Source organism: Paenibacillus rubinfantis, assembly GCF_001486505.1.
Lineage (GTDB): Bacteria > Bacillota > Bacilli > Paenibacillales > Paenibacillaceae > Fontibacillus > Fontibacillus rubinfantis.
The window spans coordinates 110,798-133,966 of record NZ_LN909064.1; the positions used below are offsets into that span (position 1 = coordinate 110,798).

Below are 23,169 nucleotides of genomic sequence, written 5' to 3' on the forward strand. Positions count from 1 at the left end.
GTTGTTTGGATAGCATCAGTATATCGATTCATGGGTTAGCGATTCTATAACTAAACTGACCTGTTTCTATCATGAAAGCTACCTGTCTTTAGATCAGATGAAATTCACCCTCGAGCAGGTTCCGGTCATCCGAATCTGTTCCCACATAAACGAGAAAGCGGCCTTTCTCCGAGTTGTAACAGCCCTCCAGATCATAGAACCGCAGCTGTTCTTCCACGATCTCAAACGTCACCTGAACGGATTCACCCGGCTGCAAGAAGATCTTCCGGAAGTCCTTTAATTCTTTGACCGGCCGCACGATACTGGCGGCGACATCCCGGATGTATAGCTGAATCGTCTCCTCCCCGGCGAGGTCCCCCGTATTGGTAACTGTTACAGATACTTTAAGTGAATCCCCGGCAGTGATCCGATTCCGATCGAGCTGAAGACCAGATACGTTAAAATTCGTATAAGACAATCCGTAACCGAAAGGGTACAACGGAGTGTTGGGCCCGTCCAGATAACTGCTCGTAAAAGGATTATCTACTCCTTGTACGAATGGTCTGCCCGTATTTAAGCTATTATAGTAAATCGGAATTTGCCCCGTGTGCCGGGGGAATGACATAGTCAGCTTGCCGCTCGGGTTATAATCCCCCGATAGAACGTCCGCAATCGCATGTCCTGCCTGGGAGCCCAGGAACCAGGTTTCCAGAATAGCATCCATGTGCTGGTCGAACCAGTCCAACAGCAGGGGACGGCCATTGGTCAGAAGGAGAACAACCGGCTTGCGGGTTTGTCGAATGACTTCGGCAAGTCTCGACTGAACTTCGGGAATAACGATGTTCTGCCGGGAGGAGGCTTCTCCGCTCATCGTGCTGTCTTCGCCCAGAGCCAGAAGTACCACGTCAGCTTCCCTTGCAACCGCTAATGCCCGTTTCATTCCGCCCGGCAGTTCGTCATGAATAAGGGTGCCCGGTTCAACCAATACGTTATAGCCGGCTTGCTCCAACCCTTCCCGGACCGATACCGTATTCTCCCCATATTGGCTGAACTGCCAAGTTCCGAGCAGATCCTTGCTGTCGCCCAAAGGGCCGATGAGCGCAACTTTTTTATCTTTTTCCAGCGGCAGGACTCCCTTATTCTTCAGCAAGACAATGGACTTTCGGGCAAGTTCGCGGGATAATGCCAGATGATCCACGCAATAAATAAGCTTCTCTGCGTCCTCTTGGCGAAAATGCCGGTAGGGATTCCTCATAAGACCTAACTGGAATTTCAAGGTTAAAATGCGGCGCACGGCAGCATCAATGACGGCTTCCCCAACATCTCCCGAGCGAACGGCTTCAGGCAGATGTTGATTGAAATGAGAGGTCGCCATCTCCACATCCAGAGTGGCATTGGCGGTGCGAATGGCCGCTTCGCGGGTGTCTTCCGCTGCCCCGTGTGCAATCATTTCCTCCACCGCGGCATAATCGGAGATGACAATGCCCTCAAAACCAAGCTCTTTGCGGAGCATGTCCTCCAGCAACGCCCGGTTACCCGCGGCCGGAACTCCATTGACGACGTTGAATGCCGTCATTACCGAGGCGGCGCCAGCCTCTATGCCTGCCTTAAAGGGTGGCAGATACACATTTCGCAGCGTTGTTTCATCCATGCTGACGGTATTGTAATCTCTGCCGCCTTCTGCGGCTCCATATCCGATAAAATGCTTGAGACAAGCCGCCATGCTCCCTTCCTCATCCAATGCACTTCCTTGATAGCCTTCCACTTGGGCTGTGGCAATCAAGGAGGCCAGGTAGGGATCTTCACCGGCGCCTTCCGCGACCCGGCCCCAGCGGGGATCGCGGCCGATATCAAGCATCGGGGAGTAAGCCAGCATCGTTCCCACCGCCGACGCTTCTCTGGCGGACGCCTGTACCGATTTACGGATCAGTTCCGGATCGAAGGAACACGACCAGGCCAGCGGAATGGGGAAGATAGTCTGGAACCCATGGATGACATCCTGACAGAACAGCAGTGGAATACCGAGCCTGGATTCATCAACGGCGATCCGCTGGAGCTTCTGAGCCTCTTCGGCCGGCATCCCCAGGTTGATCACCGAGCCGATCTTTCCTTGGCGAATTTGTTCCGATAACGGATCCGCCTCGACATGACCGCCGATGGCGTCCGTATTCAACCCCCCCGATTGAGTCATCTGCCCAATCTTTTCCTCCAGGGTCATGAGACTTAACAAACGTTCTACAGCTGCAGGTATGTCCTCTTCAGCAATAGGAAAGGCGGAGGCACCTGCTCTATTTTGATCTTCCATTATTATTTCCCCCCGTCTATTTTTCTATTTGGTCTCACTATAGAACGGAGCAGAGCTGCAATCTATAAGCAAACCGACTTGTTGATATAAGAAAAGCGTACAGAAAAGACTGATTTGGCAGAGGATCACCCCACGCAAGGGATGATGCAGCTAGCCCATAGAGAGCTTTAGAACTCTCTTTTTTATGATCTGCTACTTGGCGTACCGTAACCTAATCAATACACTAAGACGAATTGTGGTTTTACACAGCCACGGTTCGCCTACATATGTAGTATCGAAAAAGCGACCTTAATTGGTCGCCTTTTTTCGTAGGTAGATTTCTTTAAATTGAATGCAGGCAAGTTTACCCTATATGGCAATCATTACAGCAGAAATAACAGCCATCAAAATTATTTTTGCCTGTATCCTTTTTGACCCGCTGAATAGCAGATTGGCAATTGTTTTCGTAACCGATCAATACTCTATTTGATACATCAGGTTTGTAGGAACAGTCTTCTGTATGAACCTCATGATTTCCTTTGCTATCAGTATTCTTGTTATAGTAGTAAAATTTTGCCAATGTTATTCCTCCTAATATTTGATAGAAATCTACTTTATAATCATCGTAGCAGAAGTTTATTCACAGGACAAGAACAAGTGTTCGTTTTATTGGTGTGTACCTTGGGTATTTTTGGTCAAGAATGATGTATAATGAGAATAATTTGAAAGTAGAGTGAGGTGATAGTCTTGAGTCGGGCAGAAGAATATTTAAGAAGTTTACTAAAAGAATTATGTAGTTTGCCGAGCGAAACTGGTTGGGTAGAATTTAAACTTAATAATAAGGACTTTGAGAGTATTGGAGAGTATATATCTGCTTTGAGTAATTCTGCTACTTTGGATGGGAAAAGTCATGCTTTTATGATTTGGGGAGTCAAAGATCACTATAAAGCCCCCTAATCACTTTGGACACTTTCAGGCTAAACAATATACAATAAATATAGCTGGAGGTAGTCCGTATGAGAGTTCAGCACAGCAAGTTCGACGAATTAAGAATACAGGTCGTCGAGGAAGCACTGGACCGGGGGAATGTAGCTTTAACTGCTCGTAAACATGGAATCTCCCCCTATTCCTTGTACAAGTGGGTGAAACAATATAGGGATGAGGTGGAGATAAACATGGGTAAGAAAAAGAACATAAAGCAACTTAATGATCCACAGACAGCTCAAGAGTGGGAGCAGAAATATGAACAGGCAGCGAAACTCCTTGGCGAGAAAGAACTGGAGATCGCGATACTTCGAGATCTTGTAAAAAAAAAGTATCCCCACATCCAATTCAAGTGGCCCGAAAATGGATCCTAAAGGGCTACAAGGTAGCTCCTGTGCTTAAGATCTGTGGTGTTCCGCGTTCATCGTATTACTATTCGCTCAAGCTTACGAATCCTAAACAAGCCCCTCAAGGCGGGCGTCCCGTACCTGGATACTCCTATACCTTTGATGGGAAGAAAGTGGCCGATACGCGGATTAAACACCTGATTATGAAGCTGCTGGAAGGTGAGGAATCTGCCTATGGATACCGAAAACTCACGATTGCCTTACGCCGGCAGCATCATCTTAAGATTAACAAGAAGAAGGTGTACAGGCTCTGCAAGGATCTCGATATCCTAGGCAAGTCGGTAAAACCTAAACAGTCTTATCCACGCCGTCTGGCCAACAATATGGAGGTTACAGGACCCAACCAGCTGTGGCAGATGGATATTAAATATGGTTATATAGCCGGCCTGGAACGTTACTTTTATACCGCTAGTATTATCGATGTATACGACCGAAATGTGGTTGGACAATACCGCGGTAAGGAGTCCAAGACGAAGGATCTGCTTACCACACTACACAAAGCCCTCTTAAAAAGAGGCGTGTACGGCCAAGAAACGCCGCTGGTTGTACGTACCGACAACGGTCCACAATTCAAGAGCCACAAGTTTAGAGAGTTTTTCGAGAACAACAAAGAGTTACTGATCCATGAGAGAACACCGAACCGAACTCCAAACAAAAATGCGTACATTGAGTCATTTCACAGTATCTTGGAGCGTGAGTGTTTCAAGCGGCACGTCTTTATGAGTTTTGAAGAAGCGTTCGATGTTCTTGACCAATTCATGGACTTTTACAATAACCACCGAATTCACATGAGTTTATACGGCTACTCTCCCACTGAATTTGCAGCGAAATTGGAGAGAAACGAAGTAAACGCGTTTAAAATCGCCGTTTAACTGCGTCTATCTTAGGTTTGATCCTAAAGTGTCCAATATTCGGGGGCCCGGCCGATCAGTCGCATGACATACTTGGCACTAACTTTAACCCTCACTCAAGCAAAGTCGGAAATGAAGAATTGGAGAGTTGGTTATTAAGACAATTATCACCTCGTATTTATTTCGAATTCTATGAATTAGTTACGGATTCTGGAAAAATAGTCATATTAGAGATCGAAAGGGCTACAGATAAACCCGTACAATTTAAAGGAACAGAGTATATACGAATAGGGTCTTACAAAAAGAATCTAAAGGATTTTCCTGATAAAGAGCGTGCTCTATGGAGAGCTTTTGATAAAATACCGTTTGAAGAAATGATTGCTGCTGAAAATGTCACGGATTCTGAGGTGCTTAAGCTTCTTGATTATCCAACTTACTTTGAGTTATTGGATCTAGAACTACCGGAAGATAGAAAACGGATTTTAGAACGTTTATCAAACGACAACATGATAAAGAAATGCGATGCGGGTGGGTGGAATATTACAAATCTAGGAGCGATTTTATTTGCCAAGAGGTTGTCAAGCTTTAGTCATCTAAAAAGAAAATCGGTACGAGTTATTATATATAGCGGCAAAGACCGCACTCAAACTGAACGGGAACAAGAGGGGGTTAAAGGTTACGCTGCTGGATTCGAAGGACTTATTGGATTCATAGATAATCTTTTACCGAGGAACGAGATAATCGGAAAAGCTTTAAGGAAAGATGTTTCAATGTATCCCGAATTAGCCGTTCGGGAATTGGTGGCTAATGCTATAATACATCAGGACTTTTCTTTACGAGGTACAGGACCAATGATTGAAATTTTCTCAGATCGTATGGAAATAACGAATCCAGGAATACCGCTCGTTCAAGTGGAACGATTTATCGACAGTCCTCCTAGATCACGAAATGAAGCGATTGCCTCATTCCTACGTCGTGTTGGCGTCTGTGAAGAGCGAGGCAGTGGATTTGATAAAGTAGTGTCGCAAACAGAGTTCTATCAGTTACCAGCTCCAATAATTGAGGTTACTGAAGAACACACTCGAGTAATTCTATTTTCGCATAGGCCTTTTGCGGATATGGATCGCGAAGAACGGGTCAGGGCGTGTTACATGCATGCCTGTTTAAAATATGTAACTAGAGACTTTATGACAAATGCAACTTTGCGTCAACGTTTTGGAATGGATAGTAGGCAAATCTCCATTGCCTCCAGAATAATTAAAGATGCAGTAGAAGCATCAAAAGTTAAGGCAAAAGATCCTGATACTGCTCCAAAACATATGAAGTATGTGCCCTACTGGGCATAGGTGGCTTACTTGACGGTAACTTGCACGTAACTTGCATATGGCTCCCACTTTAGGGGGGGAAGTAATGAGAATAATGCAGCGGATACTTTGTTTTGGGGTATTCAGAACTTCAAAGTATCATTTATTTAACTTGCACGTAACTTCATAGAATGAGCTGGGTGTATTAGTAGCATTATCGAGTCTAACTTCGAATGGAGTCTCTAGGGTGACATCAATTCTGTCACTACACCCACACGAAGTTCGCCTATGTGGCGTTGCCTTCGTATAGAAGTTCGACTCTTCTCGCCTCCATTAAAAAAACAGGGAGCATCCACTCAAAAAGGTATGCTCCCTGTTTTTTATGCAGATGTTGCATAGATGGGTCATTTATAGTTAGTTTCCTTGGGGCTAAAAGAGAGGAGTGAATACCTTTCCCAATCTTACAGCATTACTATCTTGCCTCCTGAATCTTTGACAACTCCAGATCCAATTAAATACTCACAAGCTTGCTGCATGGCATGATTAATGTTGCCGCCAGTTCTGCTGAATCCAAATGCACGTGCAGTAACCACATAAAGATCATTTGATGTGATTCCAAAACTCTTGCTCACAATCTGGAGCATCGCTTCAGCAATTTCTTCCTTTGAGATATGTGCTATTGTTCTAAAACCAATGTTATTCGAAAAGGGTACCCTCGCTTTGATGGTATCAGCCCCTTTAATCCAGAGAAAGTCATTCCTTTTTTCTATTTTATCTGCGAGGTACTTACCGATCACGTACTTGACTGAGTTCCGGACTTTGACTGTCACCTTCTGATTTCCAAATAACCCGGCTACTCTTTTGCACAGCAAATCTAAATGAATAGGGTACTCCTGCTGGACAACATAATCAATGACATACTTTAGATACGTAGTATTATCCGAGAAACGTTTCACCTCATGAATATTGGCCTCTTCGTAAAAATCAAAAGAGTACGGGTCTTCGTAAGATTGTTCGTCTTTTGATATGGCACTCTCAATAACCTCAATGCTTATCGTGTCTTTTGCGAGATTATCTTGAGCTCTTTGTATCCCTCCAGAATTTGTACTACTTTCGTCCAAATATCCCGCTATAGCCTTATGGACAGCTTCGAGTAGTTTATGTCCCTCTGTTAAAGGATCTTTAATCCAGTCGGTGGACCATATACGGTAAATCTTCCAACCTATATCCTCCAGAACAGTTTGACGCAGCCGATCACGTTCTCTAGCTGTACGAGCTGAGTGGTAAGTAGCTCCATCACACTCTATCCCTAGTACGAACCTGCCGTTTAACGTGGGGTGTTTAACGGCAAGATCAATTCGATATCCAGAGCAACCCACTTGAGTAGCTACAGAGTATCCATTCTTTACTAAGAAGTCATAAACAGATTCTTCAAATGGGGAATCTACGTTTACTGTATCGGTATACGTTATTTCGTTAATGATTGCGTCCGGTCCATTCATAGCAAACTCAATATAGTAACGGAGCATTTTGACACCTTCAGCGTTTGTACTCTCCAACTTAATATCAGTTGGTCGGATTGATCCCACAAGTTTTATATTATATTTGGCACGGGTAATGGCAACATTTAACCGACGGAAACCGCCCGATCTGCTTAATGGCCCGAAGTTCATATACATTACACCATTTGGATCTTTTGCATATCCTATGCTGAAGATAATAGTATCGCGTTCATCACCTTGAACATTTTCCAGGTTCTTGATGAAGAAAGCTTCTTCTTTATCCTCATTGAAGAATTTCTCGTATTCTCTGTTTTGTAAACGCAACTGACGAATCGCAGCTTCAACAGCTTGTTGTTGTGCTTCGCTGAAAGTGACAACTCCTAAGGACCTGTCGGGATAATAGCGGAAATGCTCATAAACCATTTCTGCTACACGTACAGCCTCGATAGAGTTACATTTCTTGCCTCCTCGATCATAAACCCCATTTTCCACATAAATGTATTCGACGCCGTGATCAGGAATCTTGTCGATGTGAGAGGGAAATGTGATTAAATCGTGATTGTAAATCTTGGCATTCGAAAAGGCAATCAGATGTTCGTGGCGGCTTCGGTAATGCCACCTTAGTGTACGCTCTGTAAGAACTGTCAAAGATTCATCAAGGATTGACTCAAAGGCGTCTGTATCGTCAACACTATCTTCATCAGAATCGTTCACATCAAAGTCACCATCTGATGTACTAGCGGCGAAGAAACTCGTCGGGGGTAGCTGTTTATTGTCACCGGCTATAATTACCTGACTACCCCTCATAATGGCTCCAATTGCATCTTCTGTACAAACCTGAGAAGCTTCATCAAATATTACAACATCAAAATTGTATTCATCTGCATCGAGAAATAAGCTTACAGATAGAGGAGACATCATAAGACAAGGCTTTAAAGTAAGTAGTAAGTTAGGTATCGCTTTAAATAACTTGCGAAGCGGAAGTATTTTACGCTGTTTACCCAATTCGCGTTTTAATATCCCAACCTCATCTACGGCTATTGTAGCCGTGTTTAGATCCGGTAACCTCGAGACTAATCGTTCTTTAATCCTTGTCCGAGCTAGATTAAGCTGAGTTAGATCAAGGCGATTAAATTCACGAATGATCTCATCGTGACTCCGACTACGGAATGAGTTAACCGTAGGAAACTTAAGGATTACGGAGTCTACCCAAAGTCGATAAAATCGCTTTAAGAAAGTACCTATAATCTGGTTCTTTTCGATCTTAAGCACTTCTATCTTCTGGACATACTCCGCCAGGCCTTCTTTATTACACTCATCCCGACAACTACGGAAATCAATCCATTCTTCCAATGAAGAAATGTTATTTAGACAATTGCGGATTTTAAACGTCAACGCTGATAAGTCAGTTTGGTGCAACTCTTCTTTGTTGTCAAAGAGGTCTGCATACCATTGCCATTCCCTTTGTATCTGGGACAAGATGTCCTTTAGGTTCTTATTGTATGTGGAGGCATTAGAGATGAATGATGTGTCGGAACAAATGCGATTAATATAATCCATTGGTAAAGTGTACTTTTCGTGTATCTTTTTGAAATCACCTGTCCAAGATAATGAACCTAAGATTGAATTCCAGTCCGTCTGGATACTACCATTGAAGAAGTTCTGATAAGTCTCTTTAAGAAGTTCACTCTCCGAATTAATCGTAAGGTCAGTGATCTGAATGATCTCGAGCTTGGAGAGATCGTCCATTACTTCATCATAAGATAGTTCTTTGCAGCTGTATCTGGTCACATCTGTAAATAGCTCAACTAGATCATGTAGTGAATTTGTTACACTAGTAATCATTTCAAGGAGTACTGTCGAATCCATGACCTTATAATCTGCAGTTGTTGAGAATACTTTCTGAAGAATAAGCGGTAGTTCATTATCGTTCATAATTCCAAGTTTCTCATGGTACGTTTTAAGGCTTTGATAGGTCGAACCACCGCTAATAAGGAAGTCCTTAACACTTGATGATATTGGTTCACCCGAGAACGAGCGGATGATACTTGTAAACTGTTCAAGTGATTGTACCAGCAAGCCCCAATCGGTTAATTTCCCCGCGTAATGACTTCCAAGCAATTCAGTCAAGAGGTGGTCATTCTCTTTTAGCCAGGTATGCTTATCAGAAAGATCCTTTAACTGATTTAATACGGTAGTAATTGTTTGATCGTCGATCTTTTGATTACTACCCTTCATTAGGCCAAGGACTTGTTTTTTATCTGATCTGTAACTCTTTTTAAGATGTTTTAACCAAGAGGTGTATTCCACTTTGAACCTTTTAAGCATAGAAGAGAAATCCAACTCAAAGATTTCTTTATCAAAGATATTGCTAATAGAAGCTGTAATTGCATTGATTTGGTCGTAGGTATTCTTAGCTTCTAAGGAAATCTTTTTAATTGCAGTGTATTTGCCCGGCTCAAACCAAGCCTCGGTTGGCCTCGGATTAAGAAGTATATGACTAATAAGAACGTGTAGGCTCTCTAAGCCGGCAATAGAAGATTTGTATGGAATTTCCAGTGATTCAGTAATGCTATCCGCCGCGGCAGAAGCGGTTTCTAATTTTGTTGTAACCGTGGATAGTTCATTTATGATAGATTTTGCAAACTTCATGACATCATTTTCAGTAGGAAAACTACCAGAGTTTAAAACTGGCTTAATGGCTAAGTTTTTTGTTTGGAGCTGTGACTTTCTAACTTCTGCTTGCATTGTGAAGTAATCAGAATGGTACACCTTACGCAGTTGAGCCTGATAATCCTCATACTCCTGTTTCATCTCGAGGTATCTCTCTGCTTGCTGAATAAGCGAGGAAATATCATCCGTTGTTACCCAATTGATCGGAATACCCGGTGATTTCTCAGATACATTCAGGATCTCAATGAGATCATCTATCTCGGATAAGTTCGATCCCCTATTCAAACCAAGTGTTGTGTTCGTTTTGTTGAAAGTCTCTAACAATGTTTCGAAGGCAGGGGCTAGCTTCCTTAGGTTTGTTTCAATGTCATGTCTTAATTCGTGGGAAACATTGGTGACATTGCAGTTTTTCCATGGGTTTAGAGCATAATCAGCGGTCATTTTTCCGATTGTCTTGGATAACTCGTTCAGGAGGCATTTATATCGATTCAATTGTTCCGGTGTTGTTCCAGCAACGTTATTAATGGTAAATATAACGTCGGGGGTCTCATACAATTTTGCCAATTTCCCATTAATCATATATAGAGATTGATTAAGTGGCTGGATGATCGTATGGAGTTCCGAAACATAAAGGTTCAATTTCTCCCTTTGTCTCTCAAGTAATTCAAGCTGTGAGATTGCCTCTTCATGAACCTTAAACCTATTTATAGTCAGTGTTCGTCCAAGATCATTCAGTACCTCTTTCTTGTTGGCTTTATGGCTGTGTAGGGTCAAGCAAAAGTCTGAAAGGCCGGCGTGAGATAGACGTTTATGTACTACCTCAAGAGCAGCCATTTTCTCAGACACAAAGAGGACTCGCTTACCTTCAGCAAGACTCTCAGCAATTATGTTTGTTATGGTCTGGCTCTTTCCGGTGCCTGGAGGGCCTTGCAGAACAAAACTGACACCCTTCTTTGAGTAAAGAATGGCATCCTGCTGGCTGGAATCGGCATCGACTACTTGAAACGTATCTATTGCTCGTGTTTTCTTATCATGATCATAGTTATTGAATTCAGCAGGTAATGTTTTGATTTGAGTTCTGTCTCCCGATAACCCGAGAAGAACGGGATGGGCCTTAATTTTTTCTTGATTCTTATCAAGGTCTTCATACATATTTATTTTCAAAAATGAGAGTAGGCTTAAGCCCGTTTCGAGAGCCACTTCCCATTTGTTCTTAATAACTGTTTTGCCAAGGGTCGAGAGATAATCCGAAATGCTGTCTTCATGTGCATCAAATTCAGGCAGAGTTACCCCAAATTCGTTCTCCATCTTATACATTAATGTTGGGTTGATAACGACCTCGTCTTCATGTAAACGTAAGACGAAAGGGGATGAAATGGATTCAAGTGTAAGTGTAACGGGAACAAGCACGATAGGAGATGTGATGGTTTGGTCGGAGTCCAGGCTTTCTTTCCATTTGAGAAAGCCAAATGTTAGATATAGGATATTGACGCCCTGCTCCTCAAGTGCTGTCTTGGCTTTGTTTCTTAGATTTCTTAAAGTCTTCTGTTGCTCTTTGATGGATTGGTTAGTTTGGATATCACCAAGTGAAGTATATGGCTCTGTAGCTTCATCATCCTCATCTTCGAGTTCTTCATATGGGAAAGGAAATTCCAAGGCTGACTCATTCACGACTAGCAGCCTGAACAATTCGGCAAGATCAGGACTTACTATCTTTATGTTGGAACGCTTGGTTTCCCGATAATTGATGAGTCTGTTTTTCTTGCCCAAATCAAGGAGTCGTTTTTTCCATTTATCTATACGGACATCAATTGCAGCCATAGTAACACCTCAGTCATAAAAATTAATCATTAGAAGGTAATAATGAAAACCTAAATATATAGTTTCAACAGTATACAAAAATCTCCTTCTTTCGACTCAGGACATCAAACGAAATATATTGGCTCTTCGCTCAATTGAGTGGCTAACGCTGAATTATGTAGATTTCATAGTGTCGCTTAGATGTGAGAGTTTTTGAAATCTGATAGAAAGGAAAAAGAGAAACGAAGTCGTGCTTTGTTAGCGGTCATGTAAACCATAGCAATCAAATTATTCACGTTTCAGTATTCACGAGCTTTTCGTTTTGAGGCTTGAACAAGTCCATTAATGAGTCAATTTCATAATTCAAAGCCGTTGATCTAGCTGGATATTTTGGTCATAGAAAAGGGAGTACCTCCCCAAATCTCGAATTAACAGGTAACCAAACCAAACCCGAGAAAAAAAAGGAGGTAACCCCTATCTATTCAATTCGCCAAACAGAACTGTTTTCCTTCGAGGAATTGTTACAAATGCAACCTGAAGGTAGATATAGCCAGATCTTCGAGCATTTGAACCTCGCTCCGGTTATGCAATCGCTAAGTAAAAAACACGGCCGTGGGCGACCGGAGGAATTGAACGTGCCGGCCATGATCTATTCGCTGCTCATCGCAAAAATGGAAGGTATAGAATTTGTGTCCGCCCTGGTTAAGCGGCTCAAGTCCAGCGAAGAATTTCGAATCCAGTGTCGGTTTACCGGTTCCAATCGCATACCGAGCGAAGCTTCCTATTCGAGACTGATCCATGCGCTGCAACAAAATGGACTTCTTGAGAAGTTACAGGACCGTCTAGTACTGTCCGCCTTAGAAGAAGGATTCGTATCTGGTACGCATATCGCCGTCGACTCCTCGATCGTCGAAGCTTGGGACTGCCAATTCAGCGAGTCCGCATCCAAGCGACGAGCCGCTCGACGTTCCAAAAAACAAAGTAAGACACCGGAGTTAGAACAACTCAAATTGGATGTCACCGAGTCGCAACCCCCACCCGTGAGCGAACGGCCTAGGAAACCGACCTACCCGCGCGGGCGCGCCTCTGCTGAAGAAACAGAGCGTCGGCGTAAGGAACGGGAGGCTTACGAAGCGAGCCTAGGGCCGTTTGAGAAGAAAGTGGAGGACATGCTGTCCTCCACATACGATGAACTGCTCGCTGCATTGCCTAGGCAGGCCGCACGCTGTGACAAAAAGAACTCTAAAGGCAGGCTCACCAGCTGGTATGGTTTCAAGGCGAATATATTAGTGGATACCGACAGCCAATACATTCTCAGCGGTGTGTTCAGCTCGGCGAACCCAAACGACCAACGAATGGCGATTTTGCTGCTTAAGGGCCTGCCGCTGAAGTTCCCTATGCTTAAAGTGAAGCACGTCTTAGGAGACAAAGGCTACGACAGCAAGGCGGTCTACCAGTTAATTCACTCGCTAGGCGCCTACCCGGTCATTGATATAATCCACCATACGGAACCTCCCGAGGGAATGAACCGGGATTACAGTCCCGTTTGCAAGGAGGGGCATGCCTACCGCTATGACAGTTTTGACACCAAATACGAGACACTTCGATATACTCGGCCAAACGAGTGCAAGGATTGCCCATTTGCCGAGTCCAGCTGCCAGAAGGTCTTTAAGATCCGCATTGAAACGGATCTGCGCAAGCACACCTATCCGGCAAGAGGAAGCGAGAGCTTTGTGAAGCTGTACAAGAAACGAACTGCTGTGGAGCGCGTATTTGCCTACCTCAAGGAGTATTTCGGAATGAGACGCACACGTCACCGCGGTGTTCGAGCGAGCGTCGACTTTCAGTTAAGCACGTTGGCTTATAATCTCAGTAAGTTTGCCTTAGACAAGTTGAACAAGCAGTTGAGTCAGCACCGGCAAGTCGCCTGATTTTTATAAAAAACGATCTCGAATTTTGGGCAAGCATGCCCTCCAGCAAACTGAATTATGAAATTGACTCTTAATACCTTCAAGCAAACCATTGGTCATCTTACTGTGAAACCAGAAGTATGCCCTCTTCATGCGTTTTAATGGTTTATGCAAGTTTAATCATGGGTTCAAGTTGAGTCATATCATGAATTTTAAGCTGTCCCCGAAATTCATCGAATAAAATGACATCCTCACCTTTATAATTGTCGAAAGGGTGAATATAGTCTGTTACTCTATAGACATTTTGGTATCCGAACTTTTCCATAACATGTCTAGTTTTTCCAACTCCAGTTTTTCCCCAAATATAAGCAACTTCTAATTCACGGAACTTATCTTTATATTCCTCAGCCTTAATGATTTGTCTCACTCTCTCTATCTTATCTGTATGGAGTAGATATTCAGGGGCCGATTCCATGATTTGATAGTTTGAGGCTCCAGACTTAATCATGTCGTATAAGTCAGCCAAATCGTTTCTTGCGCCAGGTCTTGAGTTGAGGACTACTTGATCAATGTACTCTTGAAGAACTTGCTTCTTTCGTCATCTTTGGCGGATTCTGCTTGTTTTTATAGATAGGCTTAAAATGTGATCGATCACCCAGTAGGTGTTTACAGAATTATTTCTGCCAGATGCAGCATTTTTAGAACACGCGATGGAGAGGCCCAATGGTTATTTTAAATATATTACGTGTGAAATGGGTTCTTAATTCATACATTTCGGTGTAGATGGATAAATACCTATGAATATTGACCGTTACCGCTGCATATACTATAATGGATCTAAGTGATCTAGCCCATGTTCCTTACGAGGACTGGGCTTTTCTATTGGAGTTGACATTATGAAGCCATTCAAGACGCATCGGCAGCAATTAACTATTTTACGCGATCGTGGACTTTTGATATCAAGTGGATCAAAGGCGATGAGAGTATTAGAAAGAGAGAATTATTATAGCTTAATAAACGGTTACAAGGACTTATTTTTGTTGCGGGATCTCCATGATAGGACTGTTGACCCCGAGCAATATAAGAGCGGTACAACTTTTGACGAGATATATAATCTATATTCTTTTGATCGTGAATTGAGGAATATCTTGCTTGAAAGCTTGTTAAAATTTGAATCAAGTATCAAATCAAAAAGTTCTTATCATTTTACGGCTAAATACAGGGAATCAAGTGCATACCTTGAAATGACAAACTACTCTCGGGATCCAGTAAAGCTGAAGACAGTTCTTCAAGTAATAGCTACGATATCCAATGAAATTTCTAAGAAAGCGGATAAAAGGGGTCCTATCAAACATTATCTTGATAATCACGATGGGGTTCCATTCTGGGTTCTCATAGGTTATTTAACTATGGGGAATATGCAGTACTTTTATGAGAGTCTTGACGAATCCTTAAGAAACACGATAGCTAAAGATTTTGGTGAGTCTTTTAATCGTGAATATATTAAGTCTATTCAATTTACATCCGATGAGCTGCAAAATATCTTAAAGGCAGCCACATTTTATAGAAATGTGTGCGCTCATGAAGAACGGCTTTATAATTTTGTGATGCATCGGCCTCCAAGAAGTTCATCGAGTGCTGGCCACTTAGGAGTCCCCACAGATATTATTAGTAAGGGTAATTTATTCGCAATGGTCGCGTTTCTAAAATTAGTTATTGCTAAAAAGGACTATAAATTATTAATTAGCAAACTTAAAAAACTATTTGCTTCCTACGAAACGAGTTTCACATCAGTAAACTTTTCTGACATACAAAATAAAATGGGATTCCCTCACAATTGGCTGAATTATTTATAAATATACCTTGGTTTGGAATGGCTGAGTTTTATCGCCGGTAATCTATATACAGGGTTTTAAAAATGTAAGTTTACCTCCATTGAAGAAGTATGTAAAAGCCATCAACCAGTGATCTGGTTGGTGGCTTTTCAACTTCATACACCATTAGTGATAAGGGATATACCTCTTAGGTTATCGTCACAAACATAGACGAAAGTTCCTTTGGTGCCACGAGTTGGAAAGGCCGCGTATGAATTACTTTATTGTCATAAAAGGTATCCTTTTTACTTATATCATACTGTCCAGGTTATCTAAATAGAGTTATGGATCAATAATAACTCCTGCATAGTTTAGATCAAGACCAGGTAAAGTATAGATACTCCCCATCTCTTTTTTAGCATCTAAATTGCTTAACCAACCTCCTGTCTGGCTGTTCCATTGGAGCTATTAGTCGCCGCCCCCTTGGGGCATGAGAATCTTTCAAACATTTTATGTGGTAATATATGTATGATATTACACAGCTATTTGACTTAACAAACGTGCTTTAATTTGGAGACTATTCTCTCTTCCGCCGCCCATAGAAATTCTATAGTATTTCTCATTCTTTCGTCTTGATATTGTAAAACTTCTTTTGTTAGTTTCAAATATACATGTTATGTCATTATAATCTAATATAACTATTTCACTTGTGTTTAGTTTTTCCTTCCCACAAATCAACAACATTATAAACTCTTTATTGATGTTTTTCTTAATTTCAAAAATATCATCCTCTGAAAAAGTGAACTGCCAACTAGAATAGTCATTGCTTCCAGTTGTTCTTTTCGATCTGTATTTCATATAAATATCATAAGCGCTAGTATCAGTTGAAATTTTATAAATTCTTCTATTATCGCCCCCTTCAACTAGAGCTGGTATCATATTGTTATTAAATAGAATTGATAACGCTGCCCCAAAATAAAAGTCTGCTTGTGTTACTTTCGCCATTGCAATTACCTCATTTCTAATTTGATTATTAGGATTGTGTTAGGTTGTAGCGCATAATTGTAGTGTTATACGGAAGATTGCGCTTCTATAATTTGAATTCAATTACTAAGATTCTCTATCCATTTAATGAACTGTTCTTTTGAACAGTTGGCGATATATTTATGCGAATTAGTATCATCTACCTTTAAGAGTTTTTCTTTAACCAGGACCTTAAATGTAGCGTATACAGGAATCCTAGGCGTCTTTTTATAATCACTGTGAGAAATAATTTCATTTTGTAGCAAATGGAGAACATCGGACGTTTTCACGAACTTCTTTTTAAAAACAAAATCTGATGCAGCTGTAGCTATTTCTTTAAATACCGCTAAAGGGAACACATTTGAATAGGGGCTTCCTTCCAATCTTTTGGTTTCGATCTTTACAGATTCATCTGCGGTCCACCATTCAGTTCTTTCATGCACTCCTTTCTTTTCATCCTCAATAGTTTTATAATCGATGAGCTGTTCTCCGCCATTAATATTCAACCATTCAGTTTTAAGTTGTTCGACTTTAACAGAAAAATCCTTAATTTTCTCCGCAATTATTAATTGCTTTGTTATTAAATGTGGTTTTCTTTCTTTCGCCAATTGGGCGACGGAATCCATTAGCGAATCTTCAAACTCCATAACAGTTGAAAGCAGATAGTCCAATCCATCAATTACATCATTTAAGAAATCCGCGTTACTTTCCAACTTATCCACTCCAATTCAACTCGATTCATTTGTTGATGAAATAATACATTAAAGGTTTCACTCCTGTCAATTACAAAATCATTATAATTTCAATAAATTAATAAAATAACGAAAACGTAATTGGGCTTGTGTTATTCTTTTTTTCATCTTCACGACCTACTTGAATACCTTGATAGGCCTACTATTAAGCTTACCTGTAGTACTGCAATGCTCATTATAGCTCACATCATGTGCTTCTTTAATTGAAATTAGCGCATTCTTTGCGAGCCATTTCTACGGATTATGCCATCAGAATATGCGTAATAACTTCTCCATGTGTTTATGAGGAGTCTCTCCAAATAATCAGATAATAATAAGTTTCACTCACCAACACTAATCTAAAGACTTTTCCGCTATAATATACCTATCACTATCCCGGAGGGCAAAGCATGTCACTTCCAATCGAATTAGTAAACATATTCCGTGTAAAGCAAAAGTCCTACAAAATGGTGCTTGTGCTTGCGATGATTGATACTTGGCAGGAAACGCATGATCAGATGCTTAAGCTTGATGATGTAGCAAGACGGTTCCTGACTTACTACCAGTATAGAGAGATCAACGGTCTTGTTGTGGACTCACCTCCCAATAAAGTAGCAACACGATGGGAGTTTATGAGCGTTCCGCAAATAAAGACTCATATTCTCGATACTCCAATAGAAGCGCTTCGTTCGGTTGTTGTTAAACAAGCGGACGGGGCTTTTTTGACGTTTGCGGATTCAGTATGGGCGCAAGGGGATGCGGTGTTATCGGAGCTTCAGGATGATGCTAACCGTGAATTGGACCTATACCATAACCAGCTTGGACAGGAGCCGCGCTTCTCGCTTCACGACAGCTTGGTTCATATCCTACAAACCTATCCTCAAGCTAAGACCGAATCTTTTACGAATCACGCGCTAGGTACTTTATTCAGAAAGAAGTTGCCGGAGCAGCTTCGTTTGCTTCCATTTGTTTCGGAGCATATCAAAATTCAAGGTTCAGTGGGGATGGGGAACTGGGCAACCGTACCTTGGCTAGCTCTTATGGATACCCGAATTACGAAATCTACCCAATACGGGGAATATATCGTTTACCTATTTGCTGAGGACATGAGCGCGGTCTATCTGACTTTTAACCAAGGGGTTACGAAACCTATTCAGGAGCGAGGTAGAAAAGAAGGGTACAAGTTCCTACAACAAAAGGTGACGGAAATAAGAGAGAGCCTTGATTTTCAAGCTTTCTCCAAAGATGAAAATATCCAGCTTACTTCAGCTGGTTTGGGCCGTGATTATCAAATATCGACGGTTGCCTACAAGCGGTACGATGCGTCTCATATTCCGAGCGATGATCAGCTAGTAGCTGATCTTGAGCAATTGATGACGACCTACCAAGAATACGTCGATCGGAAGCTTCAAACCGAACAGGTCGAAGATCCAGAATATCCTTTGGAAACGGTGGAAGAAAACATGGATGATGAGGCAGTTCGCGGGCATTTGGATGGTATCCAATCGTACATTAAAAATAAGGGGTTTGCCTACCCGCCTGGATTGATCGAAAACTTCTACCTCTCCCTCAAAACCAAACCTTTCGTCATCCTAGCAGGCGTATCGGGAACCGGGAAAACCAAGCTGGTCAAGCTCTTTGCAGAGGCGATGGGGGCGACTTCGGAGAATGGGCAGTTTACGTTGATCCCAGTCCGACCGGATTGGAGTGATCCGTCGGATTTGATTGGCTACAGTGACTTGTCTGGTAAGTTCCGTCCTGGGCGTGTTACCGAGGTATTGTTGGAGGCCTCCCATAACCCGATTAAACCTTATTTTATCTGCCTTGATGAGATGAATTTGGCACGAGTAGAACACTATTTCAGCGATATGCTTAGCATTCTGGAGACTCAGGAATGGCGGGATGGACATATTGCTACCGACCCCATCATTCACGGCAGTTCGCTTGTGCAGGATGAGGATCGAGAGATATATGGTAATCTGTCGATTCCGGAGAATGTGTACTTGATTGGGACGGTCAATATGGACGAGACGACGCATCCTTTTAGTAAAAAGGTGCTCGACCGGGCGAATACGATTGAGTTCAATGATATCTTCTTGGCTCAATTTCCTGACGAGGAATCAGAGGTGGGGCAACGTCCAGAGGCCATGCCAAATCTGTTCTTAAGATGTGATTATCTGCAGCTAGTAGATGCCTATAACGTGGAATCCAAAGCACTGATTACGAAGACGACCGATACGTTGGTGCGGATCAACGGCATTTTGGAGGAGATCCATGCGCATATAGGGTTTCGAATTCGGGATGCGGTGTGTTTCTATATGCTCTATAACCAGCGGTTCGGGTTGCTTACCGAGGATGAGGCGTTGGATCACCAGTTACTCCAGAAAATATTGCCTCGCATTCAAGGCAGCAGCGCTTCGATCCAGAGGGTTCTTCTGAACTTGATGCGGGAGTGTGTGGGTTCCTCTTTTGCCGTCAATGAGTATGTAGAGGATACGACTTCATTGTTCGAGGGTAATAAGCTTAAATCACTGCTCGATCAAGCCAAGTATCCGCGTAGTGCAAGGAAAATCGCTTCGATGTTACGGAGGCTTGAAGAAGATGGATTCACCTCTTACTGGTTATCGTAATGCGCCGATGGAGTTACTACGCATTGAGACCAATCTGTTTGATTTAAATATCAAAGGGAAGCCATTTCATCCGACTGTCGAGACGATGCAGCTTCATCGGCAGGAGGGGGAGGTGTGGGTGGACGCCCATTTTCAAGTAGAAGTCCCCTCGCCGAAAGTGGAGATGAACTCGATTCAAGTCTTTTCGCATGAGTCCTCGGGTCTCCAAGCTTGGAATCCTGGCGATCCGGCAGAGCCCCTGTTTTATGAAACCCAAGCTTATGAAATCGTAGTAGAGAAGAAACAGAAGGATCTACCGATCGTATTCTTCCATGAAAATCTTCACTTGCGGCAAGCGGTTAAACCTGTAGGCCGTCTTGGCCGTGTTATGTCGGGGATTCTTAATTTTCAGAATGAGGTTGGTCTTTCGGAACTGGAGTTACGCCTGCATGGCGAAGTCATCTTCAAGCTGCAGCTCGAAGTGTTCCCATCCAAAATGGATTACAAGCGCGATTACGAAGTGATTTTGCGAGAGGTGAATGAGCAGATCTATAATCTGTCTTTTGACTTTCTGCGCAAGACGTTTCATCTTACCGGGTTGAGGGAGACCCGGCATCAGAGTGTGACGGAGTTTTTTACGATATTACAGCAGGTTTTTGGGCAACTGACCCAAGGCGTTGATCGGATCAAAAATACCCCCCACTATAAAATGCGCCGTGAATCTCATCTGGTGGAGGCGTCGAGGGCGAAGCGGGTGGGGAAGGAGAATATCGCCTTTTTGCGCAAAAGGCCGGAGCTGTTTGTTCCGGGGCAGGAGCTGCCTACGCATGTGCTTGAAACCCGGCGGTATATGGACTTCGATACGGCGGAAAATCGGTTCATCCGCTGGGCGTTGCTGCGCATCACCTCGAAGCTGAAGGAGCTCAGGTCCCATGCAGCGAAAAAAGGAACCGCGGATCCCGTCTTGCTGAAGAAAATTGACGTGATGCGTTCACAGTTGCAGCGGCTGTTACAGCAGGATTTTTTACAAATTGGGGATATGAAGCAAGTTTCGATCACGCTGGTCCTGCAGATGGCTCCGGGGTATCGGGAGGTCTATCGGATTTATCTCTTGCTGATGAAGGGGCTCTCGATTCAAGGGGATCTGTTCCGGTTATCGATGAAGGATCTGGCGCAGTTGTATGAGTACTGGTGTTTCCTGAAAATCCACGATTTGATGCGGCGGAAATATGAGCTGGTGAGCCAGGATCTGATTAAGGTGAATCGGACGGGTCTGTTTGTGACGTTGGATCGCGGGCGGAAGGCGAAGATGGCCTATCGGAATCCGCGAAATGGGGAAGTGTTTACGCTCTACTACAATTCCCTGCCTCAGGGAGACGGCCACTCTACGCTAGCGCAGAGACCCGATAATGTGCTGACTTTGAAAAAGAATGACGCGGCGATTGAGTATAAGTATATTTTTGATGCGAAATACCGCTTGAACCCCGCTTATGAGGGGACGCCGTACTGGAAGAAGTACAAACAGCCGGGGCCTGAGGAGGACGACATCAACACGATGCACCGATACCGGGATGCGATTGTGTACCAGGATCTACGGAACGGCGAGTATGAGCGGAGTATGTTTGGGGCGTATGTGCTTTTTCCGTATCCGGATGAGGTGAAGTTTAGGGAGCATCCTTTTTACAAAAGCATTCAGCTCGTCAACATCGGGGCGATCCCGTTTCTGCCGAACACGACGGATTTGATGGACCAACTGCTGGAGGAGATCATCCAAGACAGCCCGGAGAAAGCTTACGAACGTTCCACTCGCCCCCGCGGGACGAAGGAATATTACTACAACAAGTTTGCGGGCAAGAATGTCCTGGTAGGTTCGCTCAGGGAGCCTTCCCAACTGGAGATGGCTTTGAAGCATCAGTTCTACCATATGCCGCTGAAAAATATCGCCGACCACAAGCTGCTGACTCAAATCGAATACATTGCCATGTGCCAGTCTCGCAAAAAGTTTCAAGGCCCAGGGAACACGGGTATTCATTGGTTTGGACGGGTCCGGGATTGGAAGGTGGTCCGGAGACGAGAAATCACGGAACGGCCGGCTCGTCCTGGGACGGAAGAGGAGCTCTATTTGAAGTTTACGATCGAACGTTGGGAGCGGCGGGACCAGCCGATTGCTCTTGGAGGGCAGGGGATTTACACCTGCCTGTATACGAGCAAATACATGTTTGATCGGGCCAGTGAAATCGCCGAGTTGAAGCTGGAGAATGAGGAAGACCTGCGGAAATGGCGCGAAGCTCGCAGGCTTGGCAAGGTGAAAGTGCATCTGGATCATACGGATGTGGACTTGGCGGAGAAAGTGGTGGAAATTCGGGTGGAGGAGTATAGGGGCACTACAGAAAAGTATAGTTAAGACGCAATGAAAACCCGCTCACTGAGCGGGTTTTTGTTTTTCTTTTTTAATAAACTTAATCGTTCGTAGAATCAATAAACTTCACATTCTTAAGGGCATATTCCAACGCCATGTTTATGATTTCATTTCGGGAACGATTGCTCTTTCGGGCAAGCTCATCTAATTGTTCTTGAAGGATTTTTTCAATGCGGATCGACATGGTTACCGTCTTGTCTTCCCTTGGAGTTATGATGAACTCGTCATTGCTCATTTGAATCACCTCACGTATCAGTATAGAAAGAAAGTGAGGGATTATAACATAACACAATTTATGTTATTTTATGAATACAAATTGTATTTTAACTATGATATATTTATGAATACATACATTTGTGCACGGACCCGAGTCGGTATATTTCGTATTGGAGGGCAGCAATGATGGAGATTGTTGTAGATTCCATTCCAGGTGGAGCCTTATTCTATGAAGAATACGCAGACGATTTGTTTAAAGTTAAAATTTATTTGGAAGACCACAAGATCGTTGGCCCCATTCAAGGCTATGGTCCAAATTCAGAAGAAGAGGAATTCGAAGTTGAACGATATTTCAGTAGTTTGCTGCCCTATGTTCATGATGTTTGGGTCAGGAGAATTTTACTAGAAAATTTGATCGTGGATGCCAGGCTTGAATTGGATGCCTATGATGAGGAACTAAACACAGCTAGTCCCGAAGAACTCGCGAAAATTTGGGAACCACGCGACAGGAGTAAATGGTGGACATTGCTATACCTAACAAAGAGGGAAGTTCTACAATACAGTAAGTACGAAGCACAAAGGAAACTTCATAAATACGAGAAAATGCTAAATGAATTGTCAAACGATGATAATAACCATTGGAAAACAAGGACCATATAGCTG

17 protein-coding genes are annotated in these 23,169 nt (G+C 43.0%); 9 read left to right on the forward strand and 8 right to left on the reverse strand.

Features of this window, described 5'->3' with window-relative positions; genetic code table 11:
* Positions 1 to 88 precede the first annotated feature (88 nt).
* Together BN3277_RS08935 and BN3277_RS25020 are read right to left on the reverse strand one after the other, a co-directional pair.
* A complete protein-coding gene (locus BN3277_RS08935) occupies positions 89 to 2,284 on the reverse strand; it encodes a glycoside hydrolase family 3 N-terminal domain-containing protein (protein WP_059041931.1) in 2,196 nt (731 codons plus the stop codon).
* A gap of 343 nt (positions 2,285 to 2,627) precedes the next feature.
* Entirely contained in the window at positions 2,628 to 2,843 is a 216-nt protein-coding gene (locus tag BN3277_RS25020) for a hypothetical protein (RefSeq protein WP_082691388.1), read from the reverse strand.
* 167 nt (positions 2,844 to 3,010) lie between these two features.
* On the opposite strand from BN3277_RS25020, the gene BN3277_RS25490 reads away from it, so the two are divergent.
* Genes BN3277_RS25490 through BN3277_RS08950 form a run of 4 tightly spaced genes read left to right on the forward strand, consistent with a single transcriptional unit; the run spans position 3,011 to position 5,851 of the window.
* On the forward strand, positions 3,011 to 3,220 hold the full coding sequence (locus tag BN3277_RS25490; protein ID WP_187380052.1) for an AlbA family DNA-binding domain-containing protein: 210 nt from the start codon (positions 3,011 to 3,013) through the stop codon (positions 3,218 to 3,220).
* Between the two features lie 59 nt (positions 3,221 to 3,279).
* Positions 3,280 to 3,621, forward strand: coding sequence for a helix-turn-helix domain-containing protein (locus BN3277_RS08940; protein WP_059040846.1), 342 nt, complete (start codon positions 3,280 to 3,282; stop codon positions 3,619 to 3,621).
* 20 nt (positions 3,622 to 3,641) lie between these two features.
* Positions 3,642 to 4,526: an IS3 family transposase gene (locus BN3277_RS08945; protein ID WP_059041932.1), complete on the forward strand. Its 885-nt coding sequence runs from the start codon at positions 3,642 to 3,644 to the stop codon at positions 4,524 to 4,526.
* Between the two features lie 17 nt (positions 4,527 to 4,543).
* Positions 4,544 to 5,851 carry an ATP-binding protein gene (locus tag BN3277_RS08950; protein WP_232436370.1) on the forward strand — a complete coding sequence of 436 codons (1,308 nt, stop codon included), beginning with the start codon at positions 4,544 to 4,546 and terminating at the stop codon, positions 5,849 to 5,851.
* A gap of 419 nt (positions 5,852 to 6,270) precedes the next feature.
* Here the strand turns inward: BN3277_RS08950 and BN3277_RS08955 are convergent, their stop codons facing one another.
* Positions 6,271 to 11,805, reverse strand: a complete 5,535-nt coding sequence (locus tag BN3277_RS08955; RefSeq protein WP_059041933.1) for a DUF3320 domain-containing protein — start codon at positions 11,803 to 11,805, stop codon at positions 6,271 to 6,273.
* A gap of 506 nt (positions 11,806 to 12,311) precedes the next feature.
* Between BN3277_RS08955 and BN3277_RS08960 the strand changes: the two genes are divergently transcribed.
* On the forward strand, positions 12,312 to 13,715 hold the full coding sequence (locus BN3277_RS08960) for a transposase (RefSeq protein WP_059041934.1): 1,404 nt from the start codon (positions 12,312 to 12,314) through the stop codon (positions 13,713 to 13,715).
* Positions 13,716 to 13,860: 145 nt separating this feature from the next.
* Here the strand turns inward: BN3277_RS08960 and BN3277_RS08965 are convergent, their stop codons facing one another.
* On the reverse strand, positions 13,861 to 14,202 hold the full coding sequence (locus tag BN3277_RS08965) for a P-loop NTPase family protein (RefSeq protein ID WP_148501016.1): 342 nt from the start codon (positions 14,200 to 14,202) through the stop codon (positions 13,861 to 13,863).
* Between the two features lie 388 nt (positions 14,203 to 14,590).
* Here BN3277_RS08965 and BN3277_RS08970 point away from each other — a divergent pair, with 388 nt between their 5' ends.
* Entirely contained in the window at positions 14,591 to 15,550 is a 960-nt protein-coding gene (locus BN3277_RS08970; RefSeq protein ID WP_059041936.1) for an Abi family protein, read from the forward strand.
* A gap of 300 nt (positions 15,551 to 15,850) precedes the next feature.
* On the opposite strand, the gene BN3277_RS25990 is transcribed toward BN3277_RS08970, so the two are convergent.
* The 3 genes from BN3277_RS25990 to BN3277_RS08980 all read right to left on the reverse strand — a co-directional run bounded on the left by BN3277_RS25990 (position 15,851) and on the right by BN3277_RS08980 (position 17,244).
* Positions 15,851 to 15,916 carry a DNA/RNA helicase domain-containing protein gene (locus BN3277_RS25990; RefSeq protein ID WP_232436393.1) on the reverse strand — a complete coding sequence of 22 codons (66 nt, stop codon included), beginning with the start codon at positions 15,914 to 15,916 and terminating at the stop codon, positions 15,851 to 15,853.
* Between the two features lie 126 nt (positions 15,917 to 16,042).
* Entirely contained in the window at positions 16,043 to 16,513 is a 471-nt protein-coding gene (locus BN3277_RS08975; protein ID WP_059041937.1) for a hypothetical protein, read from the reverse strand.
* A 98-nt stretch (positions 16,514 to 16,611) separates the two neighbouring features.
* Complete coding sequence (locus tag BN3277_RS08980) at positions 16,612 to 17,244, reverse strand: hypothetical protein (RefSeq protein WP_059041938.1); 633 nt, start codon at positions 17,242 to 17,244, stop codon at positions 16,612 to 16,614.
* A gap of 428 nt (positions 17,245 to 17,672) precedes the next feature.
* Between BN3277_RS08980 and BN3277_RS08985 the strand changes: the two genes are divergently transcribed.
* Together BN3277_RS08985 and BN3277_RS08990 are read left to right on the forward strand one after the other, a co-directional pair.
* Positions 17,673 to 19,892 (forward strand): MrcB family domain-containing protein, encoded by a 2,220-nt coding sequence (locus tag BN3277_RS08985; RefSeq protein ID WP_059041939.1) that lies wholly within the window; start codon positions 17,673 to 17,675, stop codon positions 19,890 to 19,892.
* Positions 19,864 to 22,275, forward strand: a complete 2,412-nt coding sequence (locus BN3277_RS08990; protein ID WP_059041940.1) for a DUF2357 domain-containing protein — start codon at positions 19,864 to 19,866, stop codon at positions 22,273 to 22,275. Before BN3277_RS08985 ends, BN3277_RS08990 begins: the two co-directional genes overlap by 29 nt.
* Before the next feature lie 55 nt (positions 22,276 to 22,330).
* Here the strand turns inward: BN3277_RS08990 and BN3277_RS08995 are convergent, their stop codons facing one another.
* Positions 22,331 to 22,525, reverse strand: coding sequence for a ribbon-helix-helix protein, CopG family (locus BN3277_RS08995; RefSeq protein WP_016313935.1), 195 nt, complete (start codon positions 22,523 to 22,525; stop codon positions 22,331 to 22,333).
* A 164-nt stretch (positions 22,526 to 22,689) separates the two neighbouring features.
* Here BN3277_RS08995 and BN3277_RS09000 point away from each other — a divergent pair, with 164 nt between their 5' ends.
* On the forward strand, positions 22,690 to 23,166 hold the full coding sequence (locus BN3277_RS09000) for a hypothetical protein (protein ID WP_059041941.1): 477 nt from the start codon (positions 22,690 to 22,692) through the stop codon (positions 23,164 to 23,166).
* Positions 23,167 to 23,169 lie beyond the last annotated feature (3 nt).